Origin of the sequence: Cypionkella psychrotolerans, from assembly GCF_001294535.1 — a bacterium.
Lineage (GTDB): Bacteria > Pseudomonadota > Alphaproteobacteria > Rhodobacterales > Rhodobacteraceae > Cypionkella > Cypionkella psychrotolerans.
The window spans coordinates 316,004-333,177 of record NZ_LGIC01000086.1; the positions used below are offsets into that span (position 1 = coordinate 316,004).

The window sequence follows — 17,174 nt, forward strand, 5'->3', positions numbered from 1 at the left end:
GGGCGGCGAAGGATTTGCATTGCGTGGTTTCGTTTTGCCAGCGAATCCCCTATATCGATCGCTTCAAAGCCCAAGGACTCTGCCATGACGACCGCCCCGATCACCCAAGACGTGCTGACGATTCCGCGCAAAACACCCGAGGGCGGCAAGCCCAATCTGGTGGGCATGACCCGCGATCAGATGCGCGCAGCACTGATTGCGGCGGGCACGCCCGAGAAGACCGCGAAGATGCGGTTGGGGCAGGTTTGGCAGTGGATCTACTTTTGGGGCGTGCGCGACTTTGACCGCATGACCAATCTGGCGAAAGACTATCGCGCGCTTTTGGCCGAGAATTTTGTGGTCGAGGTGCCAGAGGTCGTCACCAAGCAGGTCTCCACCGATGGCACCCGCAAATATCTGGTGCGCATCGCCGGCGGGCACGAGGTTGAGGTGGTCTATATCCCCGAAACCGATCGTGGAACTTTGTGCATCTCGTCCCAAGTCGGCTGCACCCTGACCTGCACCTTCTGCCACACCGGTACGCAAAAGCTGGTGCGCAACCTGACGGCGGCGGAAATCGTCGGGCAAGTGATGCTGGCGCGGGATGATCTGGGCGAATGGCCCAATCCGGGCGATCGCAATGTTGAGACGCGGCTGGTCAGCAATATCGTGCTGATGGGCATGGGCGAGCCGTTGTATAACTTTGAGAACGTCCGCGATGGCATGAAAGTGGTGATGGACGGCGAAGGCATCGCCTTGGGCCGTCGCCGCATCACGCTTTCCACCAGTGGCGTGGTGCCGGAAATCGCCCGCACCGCCAATGAGATCGGCTGTCTGCTGGCCGTGAGCTTCCACGCGACCACCGATGAGGTGCGCGACGTGCTGGTGCCGATCAACAAGAAATGGAACATCGCGACGCTGCTGGATGCGCTGCGCGACTATCCCAACCTGACCAATTCCGAGCGGATCACCTTTGAATATGTCATGCTCGACCATGTGAATGACAGCAAAGAAGACGCTTACCGCCTGATCGAACTGCTGCGCGGCATCCCGGCCAAGGTCAACCTGATCCCGTTCAACGAATGGCCGGGTGCGCCTTATAAACGGTCGTCCGGCAACCGAATTCATGCCTTTGCCGATATTTTGCACAACGCTGGTTTCTCCACGCCGATCCGCACCCCGCGCGGCGAGGATATCATGGCGGCCTGTGGGCAGCTGAAATCGGCCACCGAAAAGCAGCGTAAATCGGCGCTGAAGGCCGCGCCGAAAGCAACGGCGGCTGAGTGAAATCGTCGCAGCCCGCCAAATTCCGCCGATTGTGTCAACACAATGGAACCTTGCCACAAGTTAACGCTTCACAGCAGGCCGCGCTGGCGTCATGATGCGACATCCGTTAACGAAACGACAACGACGGTCTGGCATCATCGCCGGACCCAATCAACACAAGGCGCTTTTCAGGCGCTGCGGCCTTCCGGTGGCGAACCGGGCGAGCGTTGGGGCGCTTTTGATGACAGAGACTGATCTGGCCGAACAGGCCCCGGTGTCGCACCGCTCGGCTAAAGAGTGGGTGCTGGTTTTGGCGAAATATCGCGAGCCTTCCACCTTCCGTTCGGTGTTTGAGCTGGCGGCGACGCTGGTGCCGTTCGTGATGCTGTGGGGGCTGGCTTGGGTGTCACTCGAGATCAGCTATTGGCTCGCCTTCGCGATTGCCCTGCTGAACGGGGTATTTCTGGTGCGGATCTTCGTGATCCAGCATGACTGCGGCCATGCCTCATATTTCTCCAGCCGCCGCGCACAGGATTGGGTGGGGCGGTGTTTGGGCGTGCTGACGCTGACGCCCTATGATGTCTGGCGGCGCACCCATTCGATCCACCACTCGCATCACGGCAACCTTGATCAGCGCGGCATTGGCGATGTGCTGACCCTGACGGTGGAAGAATACCGCGCCCGCAGCCCGATGGGGCGGTTTCTGTATAGGCTGTATCGCAACCCGTTGGTTTTGTTCGTGTTGGGACCAAGCTATCTGTTCATCCTGCAAAACCGTTTGCCGTTTGGGCTGATGAACAAAGGCTGGCGTTATTGGACCTCGGCGATGGGCACCAATGCGGTGATCGCCATCGGGGTGGGGCTGATGATCTGGCTGGGTGGCTGGATGCCGCTGCTGCTGATCTACCTGCCGACCTCGGTGATTGCGGCGACGATTGGGGTCTGGCTGTTCTACGTCCAGCACCAGTTTGAAGAAACCCATTGGTCGAAAACCGAAGACTGGCAGTTGCATGAGGCCGCATTAGAGGGGTCTTCGCATTACGTTCTGCCGCAGCCGTTGCGCTGGTTTACCGCCAATATCGGCATCCATCATGTGCATCACCTCTACAGCCGCATCCCGTTCTACCGCCTGCCTGAGGTGTTGCGCGATAATACCGATCTCGCCCAAGCCCAGCGTTTAACGATTTGGGAAAGTTTCCAGTCCGTGAAGTTGCATTTGTGGGATGAAAAACTACAAAAGCTGATGTCGTTCCGAGAGGCGAAACGACTGTACGGAAGGGCCTGAGGCTATGGGTGAAGATATTCGGCTGACGGCTTCGGATGGTTTTGTCTGTGACGCCTATGTGGCGCGCCCTGCGGGTGTGCCGAAGGGCGGCATCGTGGTGGTGCAAGAGATTTTCGGCGTCAACGCCCATATCCGCAGCTTGGCGGATCGCTATGCAGCCGAGGGCTATTTGGCCGTTGCGCCTGCACTGTTTGACCGCGCCGAACCGGGGTTTCAATCCGGCTATAGCCCAGAGGATATGCCGCGCGCCTATGCGATGATCGCAAAGGTCGCCAGTGGTCCCGCGCTGTCGGACATCGCCGCTGCGGTGGAATTTGCGGCAGAGGCCGGTAAGGTTGGCGTGGTGGGTTTCTGCTGGGGTGGCACATTGGCGTGGTCGGCGGCAGCGCAACTGCCGGGGCTATCGGCAGCGGTCGGCTATTACGGCGGCGGCGTGCTGGGGCTGACCGATTTGCAACCCAAGTGCCCGACGATGCTGCATTTTGGCGCGCAGGATGGGCATATTCCGGTCGATAAGGTGCGGGAGTTTGCGGCGGCCCGCCCAGATGTGCCGGTCTACATCTACGACGCCGACCATGGCTTTAACTGCGACGCCCGCGCGTCTTATAACGCAGAGGCCGCTAAACTGGCACAAGAGCGGACGTCAGCGCATTTTGCCAAGTATCTGGCGTAACTTAGGGGCGGGGCTTGGTTTACCGCCAAGTCCCACCGCTACCCCCGGCTTGCGTAGCGACAGCACCGCTAGCGCCGCAATCACGCACATCATTCCGGCGACCTGCAAGGCGGGCATATAGGTCAGCAGATCGTCGCGGATCGCCCCCGCGCCGTAAGCCGCTGTCGCCGCGCCGATCTGATGGCCCGCGAAGATCCAACCGAAGGCGAGGTTGGCTTTGTCGCGGCCAAAGAGCTCGGCGGTCAGTTTGACCGTGGGCGGCACGGTGGCGACCCAGTCCACGCCGTAGAACACCGCGAAAATTGAAATCGCATAGATGCCAAAGCCGCTGAGCGACAGGAACACCAAGGATAGCCCGCGCAGGGCGTAGAACCAGAACAACAGCCAGCGGTTGTCATAGCGGTCAGACAGCCAGCCCGAACTAATTGTGCCGACCAAGTCGAACACCCCGATCAGCGCCAACAGACCCGCCGCAGCGACCGGTAAGATGCCGAAATCGCCGCAGATGGAGACCCAATGGGTCTGGATCAAGCCGTTGGTTGACAAGCCGCAGACGAAAAACGTGCCGAACAGCACCCAGAACGTCGCACTGCGTGACATCTCGGCCAGCACCCGCAAGGGTGTGGTCAGCAGCGACAGCAGGCGGCGATCGGGCTTGGCGGGGCGGGAGATTTCGCTATCGCCATAGGCAGGTAGGCCCAGATCAGACGGGTGATCGCGCAGCAGCAGGGCGACCATGCCAAAGGCCAGCGCCAGCACCCCCAGAATGACCGACATCGCCATCCGCCATCCATAGGCCCCGTCACCAGCGCGAACATCGGCAGGAACACCAACTGCCCGGTGGCATTGCTCGCGGTCATCATTCCCATCACCAATCCCCGCCGCGTGCTGAACCAGCGCGTTGCCACCGTCGCCCCAAGCACCAACGCGGTCATCCCCGTGCCGGTGCCAATGATCACACCCCAGAGCAGCACCAACTGCCAGAGGCTGGTCATAAAAAACGATCCCGCGATCCCGGTGACGATCAACCCCAAAGCCAAAGCCACGATACTGCGCAGCCCAAAGCTGTTCATCATCGCCGCCGCAAACGGCCCGAGCAGACCAAACAGCATCATCCGCACCGCGAGGGCGGAAGAAATCTCGGCCTTGGTCCAACCGAACTCTGCTTGCAACGGGCCGATCAGCACACCTGCCGACCCCATCGCGCCTGCGGTGGCCAGCATGGTCAGAAAGGTGACGCCAGCCACCACCCAAGCGTAATGCACCCCCTTTGCCGCCAGCCGATCCGCCAAATTCTGCGCGAACATTTCATATCCTTCGTCGATCAAAACTAGGTTGCGGGTATATGCCCTCATAATGCGGGCATATACCCGTTGTCAACGGATGTTTGATTTGCTATCTGAAGTGGCACCGCCTTGCATCTGACTGGAGCCCCCAATGACCCCCGCCGCGCTCGCTTCGGTTTGCTACTGCGCCGCCCTGCGCAAAGCCACACGGCGGGTGACCGCGATCTATGACAGGGCACTGGACAAGCATGGCATCAGCTTGGCGCAATACTCGCTGCTGCGCACGATCCGGCGGCGCGGGCCGATTTCGCTGACCGAGTTGGCGGCGGTGATGGAACTCGACCGCTCCACCATTGGCCGCAATGTGCGGGTGGTGGAAAAGGCTGGCTGGGTGCGGCCTGCCGACAGCCTTGATCAGCGCGAAGCGGCGATTGCCTTGACCGAAAACGGCGCGGAGCTGCTGCTGCGGGCTTATGCAGACTGGGCCGCCACGCAAGACGCGATTGCCGCAAAGCTGGGCGCGGGCGGGGCCGAGGCGCTGCTGGAGGTGCTGGCAGGGCTGTAATCGGCGGCGCTGTGCCACAGCGAAACCTCAAGTTTCCTTGCAGGGTCAAAGATATCTTGACGCCCCGCGCAGGGCCGATAGATACCACGGCGACGAAGCTTGGCCCTTGGGGTAGGGTTTTTTGCGCATTTCCGACCAGCCCGGCGAGGACGATGAGTTTTGGTGACGGCAGATGAGTAGGCCTGCGTGTCCCCCGCACAAGTTTGCGGGCCTTTCTGCGCGGCCCATTGCAGAAAAGAAGGGAATTCCAGCTTTCGCCGCATTGCTGGAACCAAATCAAGCCGTTCGCCAGCGCGTTGCACCCCTACGCGCCCGCCCTAGCGCAATCTGGGCCAACATTCTTGGATATTTTGACCGTTTGGCACTGCCCCCGCTGGTACGCGCGGGCGAAAATTGCCACATAGCACCAGCCCATCTTGAAGGAAGCCGACAATGACCACCAGCACCCCCGCCGCAAAGGGCCTGAGCGCCAGCACGCTGACGCATTTGCAGCGGCTTGAGGCCGAAAGCATCCACATCATGCGCGAAGTGGTGGCCAATGCCGAAAACCCGGTGATGCTGTATTCGGTGGGCAAAGACTCGGCCACCATGCTGCATCTGGCGAAGAAGGCGTTCTACCCTGCCCCGCCGCCGTTCCCGCTGCTGCATGTCGACACCACGTGGAAATTCCGCGCCATGTATGATCTGCGCGAGAAAGCCGCCAAAGATGCCGGGATGGACCTGATCGTTTATCACAACCCGGAAGCGGTGGAAAAAGGCATCAACCCGTTCGATCATGGTTCCTTGCACACCGATATGTGGAAGACCGAAGGCCTGAAACAGGCACTGACCAAATATAACTTCGACGTCGCCTTCGGGGGCGCGCGCCGGGATGAGGAAAAGTCGCGGGCGAAAGAGCGCGTGTTCTCGTTCCGCTCGGCCAACCATCGCTGGGACCCGAAGAACCAGCGGCCCGAATTGTGGAAGCTCTATAACACCCGCAAATCCAAGGGCGAAAGCATCCGAGCTTTCCCGATTTCGAACTGGACCGAGCTGGATATCTGGCAATACATCCATCTCGAAGGCATCGAGATCGTGCCGCTGTATTTCAGCGAAAAGCGCCCGGTGGTGGAGCGTAACGGCCTGCTGATCATGGTCGATGATGAGCGGATGCCGCTTGCCCCCGGCGAAGTGCCGGAACTGAAATCGGTGCGCTTCCGCACGCTCGGCTGCTATCCGTTGACGGGTGCGGTGGAGTCTGAGGCGAAAACCTTGCCGGAAGTCATCCAAGAAATGCTGCTGACCACCACATCCGAACGTCAGGGCCGTGCGATTGACCATGATCAATCCGCCTCGATGGAGAAGAAAAAACAAGAGGGGTATTTCTAAATGACCGCTGCTATTGACCCCATCTACGTCACCGACACGCTGATCGCCGAGGACATCGACGCTTACCTGTTGAAGCATCAGCACAAAACCATGCTGCGGTTTATCACCTGCGGTTCGGTCGATGATGGCAAATCGACGCTGATCGGGCGGCTGCTGTACGACAGCAAAATGATCTTTGAAGACCAGCTTGCGACGCTGGAGCGCGACAGCAAAGCCTCTGGCACTCAAGGCCAAGAGATTGACTTTGCTTTGCTGGTGGATGGCTTGGCCGCCGAGCGCGAGCAGGGCATCACCATCGACGTGGCCTACCGTTTCTTCGCCACCGACAAGCGCAAGTTCATCGTCGCCGACACCCCCGGCCACGAGCAATACACCCGCAACATGGTGACGGGGGCCTCGACCGCCGACCTTGCGGTGATCCTGATTGACGCGCGGCAAGGCGTGCTGACCCAGACGCGGCGCCACAGCTATCTGGTGAAACTGCTGGGCATCAAGAACGTGGTGCTGGCCGTCAACAAGATGGATCTGGTCGGCTATAGCCAGGAACGGCTCTACGAAATCGTCAAGGATTACAGCCACTTCGCGAAGCAGATCGGGATGGAGGCTTTCTTGCCGATCCCGATTTCCGGACTGAAGGGTGAGAACATGATCACCCGGTCGACCCAGATGCCGTGGTACACCGGCCAAACGCTGATGGAGCATCTGGAAACTGCCCCCGTCAATGACGCGCGGATGCTGGACGTGCCGTTCCGTATGCCGGTGCAATGGGTCAACCGCCCCAACCTCGATTTCCGCGGCTTCGCGGGCCAAATCGGCGCGGGCGTGGTCAAGCCCGGCGATGCGATCCGGGTGCTGCCTTCGGGTAAGACCACCACGGTCAAATCCATCGTCACCTATGATGGCGAATTGGGTCAGGCGATTGCAGGCCAGTCGGTGACGATCACCTTCAACGATGAGGTCGACTGCTCGCGCGGTGATGTGATCGTCAAGGCGGATGAGCCGTGTGAAGTGGCGGATCAGTTTGAGGCCACACTCGTCTGGATGGACGAACACGAAATGCTGCCGGGGCGGCCGTATCTGCTGAAGATCGGCACCCAAACCGTGACCGCCACGGTGACAGAGCCGAAATATGAGGTCAATATCAATACGTTGGAGCATTTGGCATCCCGCACCTTGGGACTGAATGCGATTGGTGTCTGCAACCTGTCGATTGACCGCGCCATCCCGTTTGAGGCTTATGCGACCAACCCCGACTTGGGCGGTTTCATCCTGATCGACCGGATGACCAATGCCACCGTCGCCGCCGGGATGATCCATTTCGCTTTGCGCCGCAGCCAGAACATCCATTGGCAAGCCGTGGATGTGGATCGTGACGCCCATGCCGCACTGAAGAATCAAAAGCCCGCTGTGGTCTGGTTCACCGGGCTTTCGGGGTCTGGCAAATCGACCATCGCCAATCTGGTCGAGAAAAAGCTGCACGCCATGGGCAAGCACACCTTCCTGCTGGATGGCGACAACGTCCGCCACGGGCTGAACCGCGATCTGGGCTTCACCGATGCCGACCGGGTGGAGAATATCCGCCGGGTCGGCGAAGTGGCCAAGCTGATGACAGATGCCGGCCTGATCGTGCTGACCGCCTTCATCTCGCCGTTCCGGTCCGAACGTCGCATGGTGCGCGATCTGATGGCGGGCGGCGAGTTCATCGAGGTCTATGTCGATACCCCCTTGGCCGTGGCCGAAAGCCGCGATGTGAAGGGGCTGTATAAGAAAGCCCGCTCCGGTCAGTTGAAGAACTTCACTGGCATCGACAGCCCTTATGAGGCCCCGGAAGCTGCCGAAATCGTGGTCAACACGACTGATCTGACCGCAGAAGAAGCCGCCAGCCGCATCGTGGATGCGATCCTCGCGCGCTGATCTCTGAAAACAAATTGCAGAGGCCGGGGTCACTCCCGGCCTTTTGCTTTGCCCTCAGGCCAGCACCCGTCTGCGTGCGAGCAGCAGCAGGAAATAACTGCCGCCCAAGATCGCTGCCACCGATCCGGCAGGCAGTTGCGTCGGATACAGCACCATCAGCGCCGCCCCGACTAATAGGGCCACGATCAGTTGATCCTGCATCCGCCGCGCCCCCAGCAGCACCGCCAGATGCGGGCCGATGAGGCCGATAAAGCTGACCGGCCCCATGAAGGCCGTCACCGCCGCCGTCAGCCCCGCCGCCAGAACCATCAACCCCCGCCGTGCCGGGGCCAAAGCCAGCCCGCGCCCCATCGCAATGCCGTTGCCCGCGCCGAGCGGGTCAACGGGCGCAGGGCCAGCGCGGCAAAGATCAGCCCCACCACCGCGCAGCCCGCCAGCCCCAACGCAGCCTCTGCATCAATCCGATAGGTCGATCCACTCATCCAGCCCATGATCGCAAAGGTCTCGGCGGTGCCGCCCGTCATCGACAGCGGCACCAGCGCATCGAGGCTCGCGCCCAGCGCAATGCCGATCAGTGCCAGCGCTGTCGGGGCATGAGAATGTCTGCGCCCGAACCACAACAAAAGCGGCCGCGCCGCCCCACAGCCTGCCAGTGCTACAGGCAGCCGTGCTGCAGGGATCGAACCACCCGTCAGCAACGCCACGCCCACTAAGGCCGCCACCGCCCCCGCCGACATGCCCAAGAAATCCGCTCTGGCCAGCGGGTTACGGATCAGACGCTGCAAAATACACCCCGCCAAAGCCATGCTCGCCCCGGCACTCGCCGAAGCCGAGACCCGCAGCGCAGCGACAGGATCAGCGGATCAATCGACAAAGCCCAGCCGCTTTGCATCCGCCCGACGCACAACGCGGCAACCATCAGCGCGGCAAACCTCAGCCCCAGCAAAACCGCCCGTGCCCCACTCACCCGCGCAGCCCCCGCTGGCAAAGCATGCACCGCGTGATCTTCCGCCCCCAGCTTGCGCCGCAGCAGCCAGATCAGCGCCACCGCCCCGGTGAAAGCCGCCGTCGCCCCGTCGGCACGATGTTTGGCACCAAGCCCTGCAACGCCAAAGCCAACACATCCGCCGCAATCAGGCAGACCGCCCCCAAACTCGCCGAGACCCACAACTCGGCCCCCGCCCGCCGCGCGCCCAGCAGACGCGCCATGTTCGGGGCGACCAGCCCAATGAAGCCGGTCATCCCCACCGCTGTCACCGAAACCGCCGCCAGATGCAGCGCCGCAAGGGCAGCCACCAAGGCCACCGGCCACAGTACCAGGCCGCGCCCGCCTGCCGCCTGCGCGCCCAAACGCAGCAGGCTCAAGGGCCGCACCAGCAACACCGCAATCACCGCGCCGGGCACCAAACGCGGCAATAGCCACAGCGCAGGACCCCAACTGGTCTGCGTCAGATCGCCCGCGCCCCAGAGGAACAGATGCTCGGTATAGGGGTTCGCCAGCAGCTTCCCGGTGGCTGCCATCGAGCCAAACAGCAGGTTCCGCCATCCCCGCCAACGGCGCTTGCATCCCCACCAGCGCGCGCACAGCCTCGGCAACCGCGCCGCTATCTACTGTGGATGTCCCGGTCGATCTGCCCGGCTCAAACGCCGCCCCGGCAGACCGTCAGCCCGAGCCGATCTATATCACCGTGCAAAAAGACCTGAGCCTGTCGCTGGCCTTCGAACCCATCGACCGCGACAGCCTTGGCGCAAGCTGGACAGCCTGACTCAAGCCGACCGCAAACAGCGAATTTACCTGGGCGCGGATGAGGCCGTGCCCTATGGCAAGCTGATGGCGGTGACGAACCTATTGCGCGCGGCGGGCCTCACCCTGTGGCTTATGCCGCGAAATGGGCGGCGGCGGCGACTTCCGTAGCAGGCACAGTGGCGGCGCTGGTGCTGTGGCTTGACCGAGGCCTTGGCAGCGCAAACCCCCGCGACAATGCCGTGCTGATCGACATGGACCCGCTGCCCTAAGCCCCCCCGGCCATCGCCACGCTGGAACCCGCGCCGAAAGTGCCGATGTCCGCGCTGCCCGACACGCTGCACCCCGTGGCGCAGGATGAACCGCTGCCTGATCTTCCCGATGCCGTGACTACCGCCGAGCCGCAGCGCGCCGACCTGCCCCCCGATGCCGAAACCCCGCCGGAACAGCTGAAGTCCCAACCTGTGCCGGAAAAGAGCTCGCCCGCCAGAAACCCAAAGTCGAAAAACCCACCGCCAAAGCCCCGCAGCAACCCATGGCCGAGCGGAAGGCCGCCACGGCCAGCTCAAAAGGCCAAGTCAAATCCCTGACATCGCAATGGGGCGGGCAAATTCGCAAACGGGTTGAACGCCGCAAGATCGATCCCCGCGCGGCCGCCGGGGCGGAGGGCAGCGTCGGCCTGCGCCTGACCGTTACACACGGCGGCGCGCTTGCGGGTGTGTCGGTGGCCCGGTCCTCCGGCAATGCCACGTTAGACGCCGCAGCGGTGCAAGCGGTCAGCCGCGCGGGCAGCTTCCCGCCCGTCCCGAAAGGGCTGACCGACGCGCAATATTCCTTCACGCTGGCCGTCAGTTTCAAGAACTCGCCCCGCCGCGGCTTTCTCAGATTTTCAAATAAATCTGGTGCCAATGTCACAACCGGGCGGCGTACCGCGTCACATCCTGGTAAGATCAAAACAAAGGAAAGATCATGACAATCGTGGTTCTTGGCGGCACCGGGCTGATCGGCTTAAACACCGCAATAGGCCTCAAAGCGCTGCGCCCGCGCGCCCGATTTCGGCGGCATGTTGGTTGACACATCAGCGATCACCGGCCCACATCGCCCCGACCACCTTTGACACTCACCGCGCGCGCTGCATTCAAAAACCTGATATAATCTATGTATCGAACCTGAATTGCCCCCCGCATGACCGACTATTTCAAACCCGCCCACCCCGGCGTCAAAGCGATGTTCGCGCTGGAAGCTGCGATCAAAGCCAGCGGTTTGGAGGCCAAGCTGCTGCATCTGATGAAAATGCGTGCCTCGCAGATCAACCACTGCGCCTTCTGCCTGCACCTGCATGCGACCGAGGCATTAAAGGATGGCCAAGACCCGATGCGCCTGCATCTGCTGCTCGCTTGGCGCGAGGCTCCGCTCTATTCCGCCCGCGAACGTGCCGCTTTGGCTTGGACCGAGGCGCTGACCTACCTTGCCCAAACCGGGGCGCCGGATGAGGGCTACGCTCTGATTGAAGCCAATTTTGACGAGGTCGAACGGTTGAACCTGACCCTCGCTATCGGCGCGATCAATGTGTGGAACCGTATTCAAGGCGGCTTTCGCGCCAGCCCCGCGCTTGGCGCGCACCCCGATACAGCCTGAGGCAACCAGCCTCTTTGAGACGCAGCGGCCCCAGCTGCTGCGTCTCGCTTACCGGATGCTGGGATCGCGCACCGAGGCGGAAGACATCGTGCAAAACGCCTATCTGCGCTGGCACAAACTCGACCCGTCCCAGATCGACAGCCCCGCTGCTTACCTCACCCGGTTGTGCCTTGATGCGATCAAATCCGCCTGCCACCGCCGCGAGGCTTGTGTCGGCAGTTGGTTTGCCAGAGCCGCTGACCGAACCCGAAGACGATGCTCTGCGCGCCGACAATCTGACGCTGACCCCGATGCTGGCATTGGAACGGCTGTCTCCGTTGGAGCGCGCCGCTTTCCTCTTGTGCGATGTGTTTGAAACTCCCATCGCCGAGATCGCCCACACCCTCAACCGCGACCCCGAGGCGGTGCGGCAACTCGCCTCGCGCGCCCGCCGCCATGTGCAAACCGAGCACCCGCGTTACCGCGTTGACCGTGAAGAAGGCGAAAACATCACCCATGCTTTCTTCCAAGCCACCCGCAACGGAGATATCGCCGCGCTACAAACCCTTTTAGCGCAAGGCGTGACAGTGCACCCGGATGGCGGCGGCAAAGTCTCGACGTTCCCGAAAGTCATCATCGGGCTGGCCAAGCTGCTCCGGCTGTTTGCCAGCCTGACCCGCAAGTATGGCCCAAACGAGCAGATGATCCGCCTGATGTGGAACGACGGCTTGCCCGGCTATGTCAGCGTTTACAACGGTGTGCTGCAAACCACCACGTTTGAGATCGACAACGGCCAGATCACCGCGATTTACCGCATCCGCAACCCCGACAAACTGGCGCGCCTGCCGCTGTCGGACTGGTCCAGCGCGGATACGACACGTCTGCAATAAGGGCAGCTTTGCGCAAAGCCCGATTCATTTTGAAGCAATCGCGACGGAAACCTTTCCGCGCCGCGTAAAAGGTTTATCTTCGGCGCAACTCTGCGTCTGCTTGCGGCCCCCATCAGTCCCGCACCCAATCAGTTTCACCCAGTATTGCTTCCAGAATAATCAAAAAACGGACCCCCTATGCCGCATCCCTCGCCCGCCCAAAGCCCGCGCATCGCTTTTCGGCAGTTTAGTCTCATCTCTTTGATCGCTCTGCTTTTGCTGACAACGCAGGCCACCGCGCAAACCCCACCGGGCGGTGCGCCACAGGGACCGACCAGTGTGGGCACCGTCACCGTGCAAACCGTAGACGTGCCCTATATCCGCACCCTGCCGGGCCGCGCCGTTGCCTTCGAAACCGGCGAGATCAGGGCCCGTGTCAGTGGCGTTGTCGAAGAAATCCTCTACGCCGCAGGCGACAAGCTGAACCCCGGCGACCCGATGTTCAAGATCGAGGATACCACCTATGTTGCGGCCTTCGCTTCGGCCAAAGCCGCCTTGGCGGGTGCGATGGTGCAACGCGACACAGCCCAAGCCACGGTGGATCGCTACATGACGCTGCAAGGCAGTGCGGTCAGCAAGGCCGATCTGCAAACCGCCCAAGCCAGTGCCGCCGCCGCTGTCGCAAGCTACGCCGCAGCGCAAGCCGCCGTCGATGTGGCGCAGCTTGATCTGGATCGCACCACCGTGCGCAGCCCGATTGCAGGCATCGCGGGCATCTCCAACGTCTCTATCGGCGCATTGGTCACCGCAAACCAAGCCGATGCTTTGGCCACCGTCACAAGGCTGGACCCGATCTACATTGATGTCAGCGATTCCAGTGCCGGAATGTTGCGCATCCGGGCGCAGATCGACGATGGCAGCCTGAAGCTGGGCACCAAGGTCGGCGTCGCGCTGGTGCTGGAAGATGGCACCACCTATGACGGCGAAGGCACCGTGGTCGTGCTGGGCAATGTGGTCTCCGCCACCACTGGCACGTTTGATCTGCGGGTGCAGTTCGACAATCCCAAACGGCTGATCTTGCCCGGCCAATTCCTGCGGGTGAAGCTGACGCTTGGCACCACCAGCGCCAAACTGGTGCCGCAACGCGCGACGGGCCGCACCTCGGATGGCACTTTGACGGTGTTTGTCGCCAAGGATGGTGTGGCGAAAAAGGTGGCGCTGACCAGTTCCGGCAGCCAAGACAATGCGTGGATCATCACTGGCGGCATTGAGGACGGCGATCTGGTGATCGTCGATGGCCTGACCAACCTGCGTGACGGCGCCGCGATCAAACCCGTGCCCGTCACCATTGATGCCGATGGCGTGGTGCATGATGCCGCCCCGGAAACCGCTGCCGACGCCAGCAAACCTGCCCCCACCACCGGGAATAACTAAGACATGGCGCGTTTTTTCATCCACCGCCCGGTGTTCGCCTGGGTTCTGGCAATTGTTGTGATGCTGGCCGGGGCCTATTCGCTGCTGCAACTGCCGGTCTCGCAATACCCCGACATCGCCCCCACCACGATCCGGGTGTCCGCCAGCTATGCTGGGGCCACGGCAGAGGCGGTGCAAACCTCAGTCACCGAAACCATCGAAGACGGCCTGACCGGGCTGGAAGGGCTGCTGTATACCGTCGGATCGTCCTCGACCGGCCGCGCCACCCTGACGCTGACCTTTGATGACAGCGTCAATCCCGATGATGCGCAAACCAATGTGCAGGCCAAGGTCGATCAAATCACCCGGCGTCTGCCCGACGCGGTGCAGAATTCTGGCGTCAACGTCAGCCGCTCGTCGTCGTCAATCCTGCTGGTGGGCTCGCTGGTCTCAAAGGATGGCCGCTACAGCACGGTGCAACTGGGCGACATCATGTCCTCGACCGTCGAAGGTGCGGTTCTGCGCACCGATGGTGTGGGCTCGATCAACTCGTTCGGCTCGGGCTATGCGATGCGGATCTGGCTGGACCCGATGAAACTGGCCGAGTTTGCCATGACCCCCGCCGATGTGGTGAACGCCGTGCAGGCGCAGAACACCACGGTGTCCATCGGCTCGCTCGGCGCGCAACCCGTCACCCCCGGCCAGCAATTCACCGCCACCATCACCGCGCAAAGCCAGTTGTCCACCGTGGAACAGTTTGAGCAAATCCGCCTGACCACCACCGCCGCAGGCAACACCGTGCGCTTGGGCGATGTGGCCACGGTGGAGATCGGCAAAGCAACCTACGGCGGCGATTCGCGGTTTAACGGTGCCAATGCCTCGGGCTTTGGGGTGAACCTCGCCAGCGGGGCCAATGCGGTCGATACCGCCGCCGCCGTACGCGCCACCCTCAGCGGGCTGCAAGCCGCGCTGCCCGAAGGTGTTGAAATCGCTTATGCCTATGACACCTCGCCCTTCGTTGAGCTGTCGATTGAAAAGGTCGAACACACCCTGCTGGAAGCCATCGGCCTGGTGTTCCTCGTCATCCTCGTATTCCTGCAAAACTGGCGCGCCACGCTGATCCCGATCATCGCGGTGCCGATCGTGCTGCTGGGCACCTTCGCCATCCTCGGGGTCTTGGGCTATTCGATCAACACCCTGACCATGTTCGCCATGGTGCTCGCCATCGGCCTTCTGGTCGATGACGCCATCGTCGTCGTCGAAAATGTCGAGAGGGTGATCGCCGAAGAAGGCCTGCCCCCGGTTGAAGCCACCGAGAAAAGCATGACCCAGATCACCGGGGCCTTGATCGGCATTGCGCTGGTGCTGTCGGCGGTGTTCCTGCCGATGGCGTTCTCGTCGGGCTCCACCGGGGTGATCTACCGACAATTCTCGGTCACCATCATCTCGGCGATGCTGCTCTCCGCCGCCGTCGCTTTGATCCTGACCCCCGCGATGTGCGCCACCATGCTTAAGCCGCACAAACCGAATGAGGCGGGCTGGTTCAGCACCCCCGCCCGCTGGTTCAACACCGGTTTTGGCGCGGCCACGCGTGGCTATGCCAATCTGCTGGGCCGTATCCTGAAATGGCCGTTCGCCATGCTGATCGTGCTGGCCCTCGTCAGCGGTGGCGTTGGTGTGATCTACAGCCAGATCAACGGATCCTTCCTGCCATCGGAAGATCAGGGCGTGCTGATGACGCGGATTTCGCTGTCGCAAGGCTCTACCACCGCCGCCACGCTGGATGTGGTGCGTCAGGTCGAAGACTATCTGAACACGGATGAGAAAGCGGCGGTGGAATCAACCTTCGTCGCCATGGGCTTTGGCTTTAGCGGCACCGGGCAAAATCAGGCCATGGTGTTTGTGAAACTGCGCAGCTTTGACGAACGCGGCAGCGCCGATCTATCGGCCTCGGCGGTTGCCGCCCGTGCCAATGCCAAGTTTAAATCCCTGCGCGCAGGCACCGTGCAGTTCAACCAACCGCCTGCCATTCAGGGCCTTGGCAACTCGGCAGGTTTCTCGATGTATCTGGTCGATCAATCGGGTGCGGGCAATGATGCCCTGTTCGTCGCCGCCGCCGATCTGATCAAACAAGCCCAAGCCAGCGGCCGTGTCACCAACCTGCGCAGTGGGGCCTCCGAGGATGAAGCGGCGCTGAAACTGGTGATTGACCAGGAAAAAGCCGCCGCTTTGGGCGTGTCTTTGACCGAAGTGAACGCGATGCTGTCCATCGTGTTCGCGGGCGATGAGGTCAACGACTTCCAACTCGGCACCGCTTTGCGCCCGGTGATCGTGCAAGGTGCCGCCGCCTCGCGGATGCAGCCCGAGGATGTGCTGGCATGGTTCGCGCGCAACAATGCAGGCGAGATGGTGCCGTTCTCGGCGTTCTCGAAAACCGAATGGGCGCCTGTCGCGCCCAGCCTTGCCCGGATTGACGCGCTGCCTGCGGTGCAGATCAACGGCTCGCAAGCCGACGGCACCTCGTCGGGTGAGGCGATGGACACGATGGAGGAACTGGTTTCCGCGATGCCGGGCGGCTATGGCGTGGCGTGGACGGATCTGTCCTATCAAGAACGCCAATCCGGCAACCAAGCGCCCTACCTTTACGCCTTGTCAGCGCTGGTGGTGTTCCTGTGTCTGGCAGCGCTTTATGAAAGCTGGGCAATCCCGTTCTCGGTGATGCTGGCGGTTCCGGTGGGCATCTTGGGCGCATTGCTAGCGGCGTGGCTGTTTGGCCAGTCGAACGATGTGTATTTCAAAGTGGGTTTGCTGACGACAATCGGTCTGGCTGCGAAAAACGCCATTCTAATTATCGAATTCGCCCGAGAATTGGAGACCCATGGCCGCACCCCGGTGCAAGCCGCGCTTGAGGCCGCGCGCACAAGGCTGAGGCCGATCCTGATGACCTCGCTGGCGTTTATCCTTGGTGTGCTGCCCCTCGCCATCGCCACCGGGGCGGGTGCCGGCGCGCAGAACGCCATCGGCATCGGTGTGCTGGGCGGGATGCTTTCCGCCACTGTGCTGGGCATCTTCATGGTGCCGTCGTTCTATGTCGTGGTGCGCAAGCTGACGATGCGGAAGGCAAAGTCTGTTTGACTGTGAACCGAAAGAAAACGCTCCAGTGGAGCGTTTTCCGGTTCGTTGCTCGTAAGGCGG

The 17,174-nt window shown here is 61.8% G+C and carries 17 protein-coding genes and 2 pseudogenes; 14 read left to right on the plus strand and 5 right to left on the minus strand.

The window, feature by feature from the left end:
• Positions 1-84 precede the first annotated feature (84 nt).
• The 3 genes from rlmN to AKV04_RS21270 all read left to right on the plus strand — a co-directional run bounded on the left by rlmN (position 85) and on the right by AKV04_RS21270 (position 3,203).
• A complete protein-coding gene (gene rlmN, locus AKV04_RS21260; RefSeq protein WP_054008379.1) occupies positions 85-1,266 on the plus strand; it encodes a 23S rRNA (adenine(2503)-C(2))-methyltransferase RlmN in 1,182 nt (393 codons plus the stop codon).
• 220 nt (positions 1,267-1,486) lie between these two features.
• Positions 1,487-2,530, plus strand: coding sequence for a fatty acid desaturase (locus AKV04_RS21265; protein WP_054008380.1), 1,044 nt, complete (start codon positions 1,487-1,489; stop codon positions 2,528-2,530).
• A gap of 4 nt (positions 2,531-2,534) precedes the next feature.
• Entirely contained in the window at positions 2,535-3,203 is a 669-nt protein-coding gene (locus AKV04_RS21270; protein ID WP_054008381.1) for a dienelactone hydrolase family protein, read from the plus strand.
• Here AKV04_RS21270 and AKV04_RS27935 read toward each other — a convergent pair.
• Positions 3,174-4,558: pseudogene (locus AKV04_RS27935) on the minus strand (MFS transporter). The gene AKV04_RS21270 and the pseudogene AKV04_RS27935 overlap by 30 nt on opposite strands.
• Positions 4,559-4,640: 82 nt before the next feature.
• Here AKV04_RS27935 and AKV04_RS21280 point away from each other — a divergent pair.
• The 3 genes from AKV04_RS21280 to cysN all read left to right on the plus strand — a co-directional run bounded on the left by AKV04_RS21280 (position 4,641) and on the right by cysN (position 8,336).
• Complete coding sequence (locus AKV04_RS21280; RefSeq protein WP_054008382.1) at positions 4,641-5,054, plus strand: MarR family winged helix-turn-helix transcriptional regulator; 414 nt, start codon at positions 4,641-4,643, stop codon at positions 5,052-5,054.
• Positions 5,055-5,486: 432 nt separating this feature from the next.
• The gene (gene cysD / locus AKV04_RS21285; protein WP_054008383.1) at positions 5,487-6,422 is read left to right on the plus strand and encodes a sulfate adenylyltransferase subunit CysD; all 936 of its coding nucleotides are present in this window, start codon (positions 5,487-5,489) and stop codon (positions 6,420-6,422) included.
• Positions 6,423-8,336 (plus strand): sulfate adenylyltransferase subunit CysN, encoded by a 1,914-nt coding sequence (gene cysN / locus AKV04_RS21290; RefSeq protein ID WP_054008384.1) that lies wholly within the window; start codon positions 6,423-6,425, stop codon positions 8,334-8,336.
• A gap of 54 nt (positions 8,337-8,390) precedes the next feature.
• Here the strand turns inward: cysN and AKV04_RS27625 are convergent, their stop codons facing one another.
• The 4 genes from AKV04_RS27625 to AKV04_RS21310 are packed head-to-tail and all read right to left on the minus strand — an operon-like array spanning position 8,391 to position 9,932.
• Entirely contained in the window at positions 8,391-8,687 is a 297-nt protein-coding gene (locus tag AKV04_RS27625; protein WP_054008385.1) for an iron chelate uptake ABC transporter family permease subunit, read from the minus strand.
• Positions 8,645-9,121: an iron chelate uptake ABC transporter family permease subunit gene (locus AKV04_RS27630; protein ID WP_268871811.1), complete on the minus strand. Its 477-nt coding sequence runs from the start codon at positions 9,119-9,121 to the stop codon at positions 8,645-8,647. The genes AKV04_RS27625 and AKV04_RS27630 overlap by 43 nt, the downstream gene beginning before the upstream one ends.
• Positions 9,109-9,384, minus strand: coding sequence for a hypothetical protein (locus AKV04_RS21305; protein ID WP_054008387.1), 276 nt, complete (start codon positions 9,382-9,384; stop codon positions 9,109-9,111). The genes AKV04_RS27630 and AKV04_RS21305 overlap by 13 nt, the downstream gene beginning before the upstream one ends.
• The gene (locus tag AKV04_RS21310) at positions 9,375-9,932 is read right to left on the minus strand and encodes an iron chelate uptake ABC transporter family permease subunit (protein ID WP_268871812.1); all 558 of its coding nucleotides are present in this window, start codon (positions 9,930-9,932) and stop codon (positions 9,375-9,377) included. Before AKV04_RS21310 ends, AKV04_RS21305 begins: the two co-directional genes overlap by 10 nt.
• Positions 9,933-9,949: 17 nt before the next feature.
• Here AKV04_RS21310 and AKV04_RS26340 point away from each other — a divergent pair, with 17 nt between their 5' ends.
• The 8 genes and pseudogenes from AKV04_RS26340 (at position 9,950) to AKV04_RS21335 (ending at position 17,114) form a co-directional block, all read left to right on the plus strand.
• Positions 9,950-10,102, plus strand: a complete 153-nt coding sequence (locus tag AKV04_RS26340; protein WP_156317719.1) for an ExbD/TolR family protein — start codon at positions 9,950-9,952, stop codon at positions 10,100-10,102.
• A 106-nt stretch (positions 10,103-10,208) separates the two neighbouring features.
• A complete protein-coding gene (locus tag AKV04_RS26345; RefSeq protein ID WP_156317721.1) occupies positions 10,209-10,352 on the plus strand; it encodes a hypothetical protein in 144 nt (47 codons plus the stop codon).
• 263 nt (positions 10,353-10,615) lie between these two features.
• The gene (locus AKV04_RS21315; RefSeq protein ID WP_054008389.1) at positions 10,616-11,053 is read left to right on the plus strand and encodes an energy transducer TonB family protein; all 438 of its coding nucleotides are present in this window, start codon (positions 10,616-10,618) and stop codon (positions 11,051-11,053) included.
• 212 nt (positions 11,054-11,265) lie between these two features.
• A complete protein-coding gene (locus AKV04_RS21320; RefSeq protein WP_156317722.1) occupies positions 11,266-11,718 on the plus strand; it encodes a carboxymuconolactone decarboxylase family protein in 453 nt (150 codons plus the stop codon).
• 55 nt (positions 11,719-11,773) lie between these two features.
• A pseudogene (locus AKV04_RS27315) lies at positions 11,774-11,851 on the plus strand (hypothetical protein); the annotation flags it as partial.
• Positions 11,852-11,891: 40 nt separating this feature from the next.
• Positions 11,892-12,587 carry a sigma factor-like helix-turn-helix DNA-binding protein gene (locus AKV04_RS21325; RefSeq protein ID WP_235815728.1) on the plus strand — a complete coding sequence of 232 codons (696 nt, stop codon included), beginning with the start codon at positions 11,892-11,894 and terminating at the stop codon, positions 12,585-12,587.
• Between the two features lie 177 nt (positions 12,588-12,764).
• On the plus strand, positions 12,765-14,000 hold the full coding sequence (locus AKV04_RS21330) for an efflux RND transporter periplasmic adaptor subunit (protein ID WP_082351781.1): 1,236 nt from the start codon (positions 12,765-12,767) through the stop codon (positions 13,998-14,000).
• A gap of 3 nt (positions 14,001-14,003) precedes the next feature.
• Positions 14,004-17,114 carry an efflux RND transporter permease subunit gene (locus AKV04_RS21335; RefSeq protein WP_054008391.1) on the plus strand — a complete coding sequence of 1,037 codons (3,111 nt, stop codon included), beginning with the start codon at positions 14,004-14,006 and terminating at the stop codon, positions 17,112-17,114.
• Positions 17,115-17,174 lie beyond the last annotated feature (60 nt).

Bases quoted from the DNA above. Each gene is read 5' to 3' on its own strand.
- rlmN (WP_054008379.1), top strand. From the start codon at position 85: ATGACGACCGCCCCGATCACCCAAGACGTGCTGACGATTCCGCGCAAA.
- AKV04_RS21265 (WP_054008380.1), top strand. From the start codon at position 1,487: ATGACAGAGACTGATCTGGCCGAACAGGCCCCGGTGTCGCACCGCTCG.
- AKV04_RS21270 (WP_054008381.1), top strand. From the start codon at position 2,535: ATGGGTGAAGATATTCGGCTGACGGCTTCGGATGGTTTTGTCTGTGAC.
- AKV04_RS21280 (WP_054008382.1), top strand. From the start codon at position 4,641: ATGACCCCCGCCGCGCTCGCTTCGGTTTGCTACTGCGCCGCCCTGCGC.
- cysD (WP_054008383.1), top strand. From the start codon at position 5,487: ATGACCACCAGCACCCCCGCCGCAAAGGGCCTGAGCGCCAGCACGCTG.
- cysN (WP_054008384.1), top strand. From the start codon at position 6,423: ATGACCGCTGCTATTGACCCCATCTACGTCACCGACACGCTGATCGCC.
- AKV04_RS27625 (WP_054008385.1), bottom strand. From the start codon at position 8,687: ATGGGGCGCGGGCTGGCTTTGGCCCCGGCACGGCGGGGGTTGATGGTT.
- AKV04_RS21315 (WP_054008389.1), top strand. From the start codon at position 10,616: ATGGCCGAGCGGAAGGCCGCCACGGCCAGCTCAAAAGGCCAAGTCAAA.
- AKV04_RS21320 (WP_156317722.1), top strand. From the start codon at position 11,266: ATGACCGACTATTTCAAACCCGCCCACCCCGGCGTCAAAGCGATGTTC.
- AKV04_RS21325 (WP_235815728.1), top strand. From the start codon at position 11,892: ATGCGATCAAATCCGCCTGCCACCGCCGCGAGGCTTGTGTCGGCAGTT.
- AKV04_RS21330 (WP_082351781.1), top strand. From the start codon at position 12,765: ATGCCGCATCCCTCGCCCGCCCAAAGCCCGCGCATCGCTTTTCGGCAG.
- AKV04_RS21335 (WP_054008391.1), top strand. From the start codon at position 14,004: ATGGCGCGTTTTTTCATCCACCGCCCGGTGTTCGCCTGGGTTCTGGCA.